The organism is Sulfitobacter sp., assembly GCF_036961165.1.
Taxonomy (GTDB): domain Bacteria; phylum Pseudomonadota; class Alphaproteobacteria; order Rhodobacterales; family Rhodobacteraceae; genus Sulfitobacter.
Genome location: NZ_JBALVJ010000094.1, coordinates 1 through 10,310, shown reverse-complemented (window position 1 = coordinate 10,310; position 10,310 = coordinate 1). Strand labels below are relative to the sequence as shown.

Annotated in this window: 9 protein-coding genes and 1 pseudogene; 6 read left to right on the top strand and 4 right to left on the bottom strand. The window is 50.2% G+C overall.

What is annotated here, in order from left to right; translation table 11 throughout:
* From V7730_RS20355 to V7730_RS20345, 3 genes and pseudogenes are all read right to left on the bottom strand, one after another.
* On the bottom strand, positions 1-442 hold a 442-nt coding region (locus V7730_RS20355; protein WP_335749400.1), incomplete at its 3' end, for a hypothetical protein.
* Between the two features lie 11 nt (positions 443-453).
* Entirely contained in the window at positions 454-3,084 is a 2,631-nt protein-coding gene (locus V7730_RS20350) for a calcium-binding protein (RefSeq protein ID WP_335749399.1), read from the bottom strand.
* 486 nt (positions 3,085-3,570) lie between these two features.
* A pseudogene (locus V7730_RS20345) lies at positions 3,571-4,699 on the bottom strand (IS3 family transposase).
* A gap of 51 nt (positions 4,700-4,750) precedes the next feature.
* Between V7730_RS20345 and V7730_RS20340 the strand changes: the two are divergent.
* Both V7730_RS20340 and V7730_RS20335 read left to right on the top strand, forming a co-directional pair.
* Positions 4,751-6,235 carry a hypothetical protein gene (locus V7730_RS20340; RefSeq protein ID WP_335749398.1) on the top strand — a complete coding sequence of 495 codons (1,485 nt, stop codon included), beginning with the start codon at positions 4,751-4,753 and terminating at the stop codon, positions 6,233-6,235.
* A gap of 3 nt (positions 6,236-6,238) precedes the next feature.
* Positions 6,239-6,580, top strand: a complete 342-nt coding sequence (locus tag V7730_RS20335) for a phage tail protein (RefSeq protein ID WP_335749397.1) — start codon at positions 6,239-6,241, stop codon at positions 6,578-6,580.
* Between the two features lie 34 nt (positions 6,581-6,614).
* Here the strand turns inward: V7730_RS20335 and V7730_RS20330 are convergent, their stop codons facing one another.
* Positions 6,615-6,947 carry a hypothetical protein gene (locus tag V7730_RS20330; protein WP_335749396.1) on the bottom strand — a complete coding sequence of 111 codons (333 nt, stop codon included), beginning with the start codon at positions 6,945-6,947 and terminating at the stop codon, positions 6,615-6,617.
* Between the two features lie 1,018 nt (positions 6,948-7,965).
* Here V7730_RS20330 and V7730_RS20325 point away from each other — a divergent pair.
* The 4 genes from V7730_RS20325 to V7730_RS20310 all read left to right on the top strand — a co-directional run bounded on the left by V7730_RS20325 (position 7,966) and on the right by V7730_RS20310 (position 9,751).
* Positions 7,966-8,427: a hypothetical protein gene (locus V7730_RS20325; protein WP_335749395.1), complete on the top strand. Its 462-nt coding sequence runs from the start codon at positions 7,966-7,968 to the stop codon at positions 8,425-8,427.
* A gap of 76 nt (positions 8,428-8,503) precedes the next feature.
* Positions 8,504-9,148: a hypothetical protein gene (locus V7730_RS20320; RefSeq protein ID WP_335749394.1), complete on the top strand. Its 645-nt coding sequence runs from the start codon at positions 8,504-8,506 to the stop codon at positions 9,146-9,148.
* A gap of 232 nt (positions 9,149-9,380) precedes the next feature.
* Positions 9,381-9,560, top strand: coding sequence for a hypothetical protein (locus V7730_RS20315; protein WP_335749393.1), 180 nt, complete (start codon positions 9,381-9,383; stop codon positions 9,558-9,560).
* On the top strand, positions 9,557-9,751 hold the full coding sequence (locus V7730_RS20310) for a hypothetical protein (RefSeq protein ID WP_335749392.1): 195 nt from the start codon (positions 9,557-9,559) through the stop codon (positions 9,749-9,751). The genes V7730_RS20315 and V7730_RS20310 overlap by 4 nt, the downstream gene beginning before the upstream one ends.
* Positions 9,752-10,310 lie beyond the last annotated feature (559 nt).

Genomic DNA, 10,310 nt, shown 5'->3' with positions numbered 1-10,310 from the left:
CACGCCAAACGCACTGCTGCGCGGCCACGAAAATGCTTAAAAATCGAGGTGCCCTAGCATTAAAATCCTCCAACGGAGCAGTCGTGTTGCTAAACACAGCACTTTCAAAGTCAAGTGTGAAGACATTTATACCTGTCAACTGGGTTCCGTCATTCACGCAATCTTCCGAAACATCTGCAAGGGATGGCGTTTCGCTTTCAAATCCATCGTGCACAATGGATTCAACTTGAGCATCCACATCACTACCTGTCATCTCAGGGAATGGTTGTGTACCTACGACCGGATCAAAATCTACTGTAAGAGGCTCAACTAGCTCTTCATTCAAATCTCCGAAGGCTTGTGTTTCATCACCTTCAAGATCACTTTCTTCATTATCCAACCCGTCAGTGAGCGATGCCATCAAGATGCCAAAGCCTCCAAGAAGCAATATTGGTAAAATCATTCAAACTCTCACTAAACAATAACTAGGATAGTTGATAATAGATCTGGGGACATCTCCAATGCTGAACTTGCTTCGTGCAGCACTAGATCAACAGAAAAATGTATCATCGATGAACCAAAATCTACGGCAACCTCTATTTCTCCATCCTTCCATACAACAGAAGTATATATACTCCCTCCTGCCCCATAAACGTATATCCGGTCCCCTTCATCGTAGTTAAAGTCCAAGATACGATCCTGATTGTCCAAAATACTGAACTGAAAACTATCGGCACCAATTCCACCAATAAGCAAATCAGCTCCGATTCCTCCGTAAAGAATATCGTCTCCGTCGCCACCAGAAAGAGTCTCATTGGCGCCAGACCCCCAGATCGTATCGCTTCCATCACCACCAAAAATTTCAATTCTATCCCCATCTAGGAAATATTGATCGCTCGTTAAGTCGATAATATCGTTACCTAAGCCGCCATATATAGCTTCTACCCCCGAGATCCTTGCTACCCCAGGTGGCTCTTCAGCGCCTTCTTCAAGCGCAATAGACAGATGAAAATCGGAATAAAAATTATCAAGGAAAAATGCATCTTGGCCATCGGAAAGGTTAAGTGTATCATTACCTTCACCACCATGGATAACGTCCCGGTGTTCAAGAAATCCGTCAATCGATATGAACTGCAATACTCCAGTTTGAGAATACAAACTTGCATTGAAAGCAAAAGTCCCATCACTGAATTCAATTAGATTCGAGGATGTAGAAATTTCATCGTTCCCGTGGCCACCATAAACTGCGTTCGAACCCAGCCCTAGCGTTATATTGTCTTGACCAGAACCACCAATAATTAAATTATCACCATCGCTGCCCTTTATGATATCGTTTCCTGCGCCACCGCTTAAGGTATTATCACCAAACGTTCCTGAAATGAAATCATCGCCGCCCTCACCACTAATTGAGTCGTCTCCCCAACCACCGTAGAGTGAATCGTCTCCGACCCCTCCGTCTATTGTGTCATGACCAAACTGGCCGTAAATCCGATCATCTCCTGCACCACCTTGAACAAGGTCATTTCCGGCATCGGCTGCAATATAATCATTCGATGCCGTCCCACTTAGAGTATCGTCTGATGATGTAACATTTTGAACATTAACCACTGCAAGCGACCATGGACTCAATTCTAAATCGATCAAATTTGAATCTAGCATGGTTCCGCCTAATTCAGTGATAATTGGATTTGAGTTGATTTCGGTACCTGTTTTGCCATCGCCACTTAAGTAGGTAACATTTATAAATACACGGCCATCAAATGAGAAGTTTGAAAAATCAATTCTTGCATCAGACTGTGCTCCTGAGCGCTCACTTACATAGAAAACCTGGCTATCAGAGCCTGCAAAACCATGAATGTCGATTTCACCGTCAACACCGTAGTCAAATATCGGATTCATGCCTACCAGATTGGTAGAAAGCAATCGAAATATCTCTCCTCCAAACGTCAAGTCCTGATCGCTGGTGTCAATAAGAACTCTTCTATCGATACTTTCATCCCCAAAGGTCGTAGGCCAGAAGTTCGCCCCGGTTACATTATGTTCTGCCAGTTCGAAAAATGCTTCTAAAGTCGAGCTTGCATACTGAAGTCCGGTATGATTAGTACCTTCACTCCCGCGATCTCCCGTAATATTGCGGACACTCCACTCAGTGATGAAGGTATCAATAGTCTCCAAGCCGCTTGTATCTAGAAAGGTCTGGGGAATTGCAATCAGCCCAAAATTCCGTTCATTATCAATTCCATCAAATCCCATTCTAAAGTATAGGTGATCTACAATTCCATCCAGTTCGGAAAGGGCAATCGGATTGTCTCTAAATTGTGACGCAATATCTTGTGTTTGGCCGACACCTGATCCTTGGGCAGGCAAGATATGCTCGGCTAAGTTTGGCATCTCAGTAAGATCCTGCCATGGAAAGTAGACATCGTAATCATCGCCATTTTTTAGTAAGTAGACAGGAGATTCTTCAACTGGACTGAAAAATCCGGCGATATACGAAACTTGCGCTATGACGTCTAGACTGGGAAAATGTTCTGCTAGGTACTCTGTTACGCTAGCAGCCAGAAATCCATATTCCGAAGCGGTCATACGACCTGATCCCCAAAATTCGTTACCAATCTCTAGTCTAGATATCTCCACACCATTTTCGTTTGCAACTGACAAAAATTCATTCACGTAGTCACTTAAGAGCTCAAAGTATCTAGGATCAATATCCCTACGCCAGCCATAATCTCCTGACGCAATTGCTTGACCTGCAGACTGCTCAAATGCGAAACTTGTCGGCAGAACCAGTTGAGCACTTGCTCCAATGTCAGCAGCAGACTGAACAAAGGCGTGCATATTTTCCCTCTGCGTCACACCGTTTTGCAATGAATCAAAATACTGTGTGGCCCAATTATTTTGTCCATACTCTACTTGTGCGAACATCATTTCGGTAATTGATCCTCCCGGATAGCGCAAATTTTTAGGTTGCAAAGTGCTTAGTAGATCTAGAAGAGGGCCTGCTTCCAGAAATTCCAGATCGTAAGATAGTACAAAATTTAATCCAAACAGATCTGATGAAATTTCATTTGTTGAATATTCTGTATCGTCCAAAACTATATACATTTCCGTCCTCCATTTCACAATATTTTCGAACAGGAGGTTAGTGATTTTGAGTTCTAAATATGGACGGATTGTGAACTTTTACTAATTTTATATTTAACGTTATGAGAAATTTATGACGTAGTATTTTCTGAAAAGTTTTATGATAAGTTTTTTTTGGGGATATGTTGGGGTTCACAGAATATATTTCCCATAAAGAAACTGCAGGTTTTCTCGCGTTTCAGATTCATAAATTGATAAGGGTATACGCAGAGCAACGATGATAGATCGTATGACACGGGGTGGCGGCATGACTGCGGCGGAGCTTTGGGCCCGCCCTCCCCCCTCGCAACAAACCTCAATCTCGGTTCTAGAAAAACTCTATTTTCCGGAGCACTCCGCCCTTTCCAACTCGCGACAATAGAGTTGGGCCGAAGACAAAAGGGGGGAATGGGGCATAAGCCGCACTACTTGGTCTTGTCCCACTTACGTTCCGGTCTCTCAGTTCATTTAGGCGGCCTTTCGTTCAAATGCCAAGGGGCTTTTGCCCCCTAACGACGAGTGCCGCCGTCGTGGATTGTAGAACCCATTGATGTATTGGAATATTGCCCCTTCAGCCTGCCGCCGTGTTTCCCAACGGTTGCGCCAGATCAGCTCTGCCTTGAGGGATTTAAAGAACGTTTCGACCATCGAATTGTCGTAGCAGTTTCCTTTACCGCTCATTGACACTTTGAAACCGTGTTTGGACAAGAGTTTCTGGTATTCGTTTGAACAGTATTGCGACCCACGATCCGTTTGATGAGTGCATCCCTCCGGCGGCTGCCGCAACGCTACAGCCATGTCCAGCGCCCGGATTGCCAAGTCCCGTTTCATACGATTGCTGACGGCCCAACCGATAACACGGCGGGAATACAGATCAAGGATCACAGCCAGATACAACCAGCCTTCACTGGTCCAGATATAGGAAATGTCACCTGCCCATTTCTGGTTTGGCGCATCGGCAGAGAAATCCTGGTCCAATAGGTTTGGCGCTATATTGAAGGCTTGGTTGCTATCAGTTGTAGCCTAGTATTTGCGGGTTCTTATGATCTTTATCCCGTTATCACGCATCAGCCGGCCAACCCGGCGGTGTCCGACGTTCAGCCCCAATTCCTGCAGTTCCTCAGTCATGCGTGGTCGACCATAGCTTTACAGGCTAAGGCGGTGTTGTTCTCGGATGTGGGCCAAAATTACCATGTCATCACGCTGACGTTGGCTCATAACACGAACTTTCCAGGCCCGAAAACCACGGGACGTGACTTGCATGACGCGGCACAGAATTTCGACGGACCACACTTCTTTCCAGGCATCGATAAACGCAAACCTCATCGGCTTTGGCCTGCAAAGAAGATCGCCGCTTTTTTAGAATTTCCCTCTCCTCGCGCAGCAGACGGACTTCTTTGCGAAGGCGGGTATTTTCCTTTTCCACATCCTCGTGCGGTCCAGACATCAGGTCATCATGTTGGTGCTTTTGAACCCACTTGTTCAGCGTCGAAAGACCAACCCCTAAGTCGGATGAAACCTGCGGCCGCGTCAGGCCACTGGTGGTTGCGATGCGCACAGCATCACGGCGAAACTCGTCTGTGTATCTCGTTACCATTTCTTGTCTCCTTCATAGCAAACATTGCTCGAAAGAGACCGGAACTAAACCGTGACAAGACCAGACGCCGCAGGCGAGAACGCAGACCAGATCGCGGCCCTGCGCCGCCAGTATGAAGCCCTTGGTGATGTAGCAGACAACACCGGATCAAGCCTTATGCAGGCCGCAGCGACCCTGCGCCAGCTGGGCTACAACAACATAGCAGACGCCCTTGTGGACGCATCGGAGAAAATGCGCACGCTTACGGGCGAAATGCAGGACGGCACGATAAGCGCAGATGACTTCGCACAGCGGATGCAAGCTGCCGCAGACACGGCAAACACCGCCCTTGGCGAGATCGAAGCAATCGACCGTGCCACCTTTGGCAATGTGATCGCACAGGTAGGTGGTCTGATCACACGGCTGGCACAGGCCGCTACAAAGGCCTGTGAGCTGCGCGCGAGCTTGCCGGGTGCATCACCAGAAGGTGAGATCACGCCATTGGAGAACATGGACCCCGGCCCGAGAAGCCGCAACGGTCACCGCGCAGCAACACCCGGCTTGGCCGTGACGACATCACCGCGCCCGAACCTGCCTTCGATCGACGCTTCGTTTGGTAGTCCAGAGCCGTCCAGTGGTGGCGGTGGTAGTGGTCGCGGTGCTGGTGGTGGTGCGCGACGCCAGAACGACCTTGAACACGAGGTCGAAGCTATAACGCAGGAAACCAATGCATTACGGATCGAAGCGCAGCCGTTGGCTGAACTTACTGGTGCGCACATGGCGCTCGGTGACGCCCTCGAGTTTGCGCGCACAAAAGCCGAACTGTTGGCCGCTGCGCAACGTGCTAGTGTAGCAGATACACCAGAGTTGCGCGCGCAGGTCGACAAGCTGGCAGGCGAATATGTGAAGGCGGGCAACGCCGCTGAACTCGCCGCAGATAAGATCGAAGAAGTGCAAAATGCCAGCAAGGCTGGCGCTGATCGGGTGGCAAATGTCTTCGAAGGGCTTGCGTCAGGTGCGCTGACAGCGAAGGGTGCCGTGGGCCAGCTGATCCTTGAAGTGATCAAGCTCAGTCTCAAGCAACGCTTGCTGGACGCCTTTGGTAGCGCTGGTGCTGGTGGTGGCGCGTTTGGTAACATCCTCAAAATACTGGGCGGTAGTTTTGCATCCGGTGGATACACTGGCAACGGTGGCAAGTTTGAACCGGCTGGCGTTGTTCACAAAGGTGAGTATGTCCTGTCCAAAGCCCCGACCGCGGCCCTTGGCGTTGGCAACCTTGACGCCCTTCATGCAAGCGCCCTGCGCGGCTATTCCGGCGGTGGGCTGGTAGGTGCTGCCCGCTCTGCGTCTGCCCTTCCTATGGCCCGCGCCAGCACCGCTGCGCCCTCGATTGAAATCAGCGCGCCGGTCACGGTGAACGCATCCGGCCGCACACCTGATGCCAATGCCGACCTCGCCAAACGTCTGGGCAAACAGATGGAAGAAACAATGCGCGGCGTGGTGGTAGGCGAGATTGCGCGCCAGCTTCGCCCCAGCAACGCCCTCAATCGTAGATAACCCATGCCCCTGCCTACATTCGCGCCACCCGCGGCACCATCGCTCAGAACGCAGCACAGCCCCGAGATCAGCTTGAACGAAGCGGCATTCGGTGACGGCTATTCTCAATCGTCACCGCGTGGTCTCAATCACATTCGCAATATGATCACCTTGCGCTGGGATGGATTAGCACCCGAGGAAATGGTGACGATCCGGGCATTCTTTGAACACCTTGGCGGGTGGCAGGCGTTTCTATATCAGCCGCACGGCATGCCTGCCCCGCTCAAATGGACCTGCAAAGAATGGTCAGCTGTTGCCAGCGCGCCGCGGTCATTCACCGCAAAGCTGCGCCACTCATTCACCTAGGAGACATAAGGTCAGAAGCGACCATCTTTCCCATTTAGGCTAAGAACATACCATCATTAGTCCGCGTCCAATAACCGACTAGGCAAGCAAAAGTCTGGGATTGCTCAGGCATTACTGCAATGTCTACTGACAAAGCGGCTAGCGTCTCATAGCGCTTATTTGATGAAAGCAGATCATTATAGGCCGCCAGTCCGAAGAATTGGTCGATACTAGAGCAGAAGGAAATGCTCGCCAAAACCAGAATTCTTACATTCTCTTCGGGATACCTTTGGGCTACTGCGCCTATTGCTTTGTTAAATGGCAGGGATCCGCTCAAAACCATCTCGGCAATCTCTGCCTCGAGTGCATCCCATTTTTTCAGGTCCATGGTTCATCACTGCCAAGGCTTAATCAAAATTAAACCACTTTTCCTAATACTGGTCTACGGTGCTAGCAGTCACCCACTAAACTTATCAAATGACCGAAATCAAAAATACATATGTCATGCGGCCCTGAGTGATCAGAGCAGCAAGGCGTAACACTTTGTTAACCATTCTAGAATATAGTTAACGAATGTTTATACAAGCAAAACTTACTGCAGCGTTGTTCGCCGGCGGCGCCTTCTACGTCCTGATGTTCTATGGCGTATATCTAGCAGTCACCTAAATTTCGCTTTGCCTTTGCTGTTTATTTCGATCACAGCAGCTTCACAGCTGTTCGCCCAGTCTATAAACTTCTTTTATTACAATCCCCTTATGGTGTGGTCAAAAACGGCCCCCACAGCGGGGTCTTTTGTCTGGGCCACCCTTGCAACCAAGGCAGGCGAGATCCAATCCTTCGGCACCCTACAGAGTCCGCAGCGCGGTACTTGTAGGCTTTTGGTCCGGAGCGCGGCACACTTGACCGATTGCCGTAGCCCGTCCGTATCCGGAGAGGTGGTAAATTGTCAAGTAAGCCCTCTTATCAGCCGGAATAGAGAACCCTCTTACCCTTCCGGACGAACGACAAGAACAGTGCGAGCGCAGCGAGCAGGCGAGCCCCGCAGGGGTGAGTTAGGGAAGCGTCACGCTTATGATAATAGGATTTTCGTCTATTATAGTTATTAGTAAGTAGTTTCTTAGTTAGTTATATACTTGCTTTCTAAGCGTGACAGTTTCCGTTTTGTTCTCACATTCTTTGGTGAGCGCAGCACCCGATGAGACATTCGCCTGTCACGCTTGTGATAATAGGGCGCGGATTATCAATGTGATAACCGCAATCAGACAGAACCCGTCACGCTTATCAAAACAGGGTCAGCGTTAGAACATATAATAACGCATTGTTTTTAAGCGTTTTTTGAGCATAACCCCCTGCCCAGCCACACGTTAACGTGTATACGGGATGTAGAAACCTTGGAGACATACCCAATGACAATTCTTTCCCCCGGCCACATCCGGCTTTCAGGTGAGCGCAAAGCGCAGCTTGAAGAGATCGCAGAGCTGACAGGTGCCGCTTCCCTGAGCGCCGCCATTGGCGAGCTGATCAAATTCGCCCGCACACAGGGGCTGGTAGATCACACCATCCCCGGTGTGCAAATCCGCGCAGCTTCGGACGGCCTGCTGATCTGTTTCGATGGCAAGGCACAGACACCGCTGACACACGAGGGTGTTGCGGCGTTGACCGCAACGATCCGCGAATTTGTAGACGGTAAAGAAAGCCCCGGTGCATTTGGTTACGTCGATCACAATTACAGCGTGTCGCGCCGTGGCACCTCTCTCAAAGTCGCAATCCCTAGCGGTGAGGCGACGACAAAAACATGGGCCTCAGATATCGCGTCCGACTTCGCGGACTTGATCGAAGCGGAATCCGCGAAGGCGCGCGCCGCCTGACCCCACAATAGAAAAGCGCCCCGATGCTGGGACATCGGAGCGCTTCAAATCTCAACTGTGATCAGAGAACAATGCCATGGCAGATCACGCAAGTGAATCTCAGAAATTCAAATCAGCGATAGATGACCGCGAATACTCCGGTGCAGAACTCACTTTTCTGACCGAACTCGACTCCATTGAAGCTGAAGATCGGGACGCGACCGACACTGCAGCAATGCCATACCTTGATAGGCTGGACCTCGACGCGCTGGACTTAGGCGAAGGCCCGTTTTTTCCAGAACCCGACATTACCGTCGAAGAGCTCGCACAGCTACAGGACGCGGAGAATAGAGAAGAGCTCGAAGCGAAGTCTGACGTCCTCGCTAGAAAGCCTGCGCCTGACGCTGCACCGGTGTCGTCACCGCAAGCTGCGCAACCACAGCACCGCGATAAATTTCTTGCGGCCCTGAAGGAGCCAAAGCCAAAAACTTCGCGTAAATTTGTTCTTTCGCCGCGTCAATTGGAGATCATCGCCTACCGTAAAGGCCCAGAAGGAAGGCCTCTCTGGAACGATTATCAGAAGGCTCAGCGCTGGAAAAAAGCCGAGGAAGAGGGCCGCGTGATTGTTCCGCGTAAAAATCTCAAAGCGATGACGCCCGAGGAGAAGGCCTCTCACATACGTGAACAGGCAGCGCAAGCGTCGGCTGGCACGACAGTCCGCGACCTGATGGATGCAAAATAGGGTCTAGCACCAAATGGGGTAATATGATACCTGTATTTTGGGTGGATTTGTCACTCCCTACACTCATGCCCGTCCACTCCGAAGCGCCCAGCAAGCCGCAGATCGAGTGAATGGGCTGTAAATTTAGAATTTACTTACGCAAAAACAATGTCTTAGATTCATTTTCTGTATTGCCAAAATTCAGCAGATCAGCGAATCTCGCCCATACGATAAACCCTTTGGAGTGCCAACCATGACTAGCCCCGCCGCCTACCTGCCTGACACCGATTACAACGCCCTGCTCGACGTGCTGACAGCGCTCGACCGCGACCCTGCACACCCACAGCCATTACGTGACCGGATCATTGAAACGCTTGCCGAATTCGGCAATATCTGGCCCGTGTCTATCCATCCCGAAGGGAACGCAGCATGAACACAGTCAAAATTAATATCGAAGTCTCTGGCACTTATGAGGTTGAGAATGGTTTGGTGACGGTCACAGCCCCCAATGGTATCAGCACGACCACGCAGGTCGGGGATAGTCCAGCAGAGACAATCGCGAGAATGATGCTGCGCGAAATTGTCGATGCCGCGTTAGAAAAATCCCCAGAGGGTTTGGAATAAATTGAGATCGAACTCAGGAACGACTAATCATCCTCGACCTAGATCACATCACCCGCCGGATCACACCGGCGTGTTTTTCCTGACCATGGCCTCTCTACTCTGCTACCATATCGACATTTTACTGCACTGAAGATATGCGAGCCGAATGAGGTATGTGCACAGATTTTTTGACATCGCATTCACCCTATTGGGAGGAGCTATGCTAGTCGGCAGCTTTATGATCGCTATCGGCTTTCTTTCCTTTGCGTTTTCTTTCGGCCAGTGATGCGATGGCTTTGGTTGGCTTGCACCGCGTGGTGGATTCCTATTTGCCGTTGGGTTCGGTTCTGCAATGCCTCTTGGCATTATCGCAATTCTCGCCGGATACTTTAAGTAGGTCCATCTATGCCGACCGTGGATACTCCGGCCCAGTAGCGCGCTCTATGCGCCAATACAGATCACCTTTAGCGCCGCACCGCTTGCACGTCATGTCGGCCTGCACATGGATCAGCTTGCGCATCTCATGGTTGAAGTGGTCCTGCTTTTTGGGACAGTTTTGCGGCTTGGCTAAGATGCATCT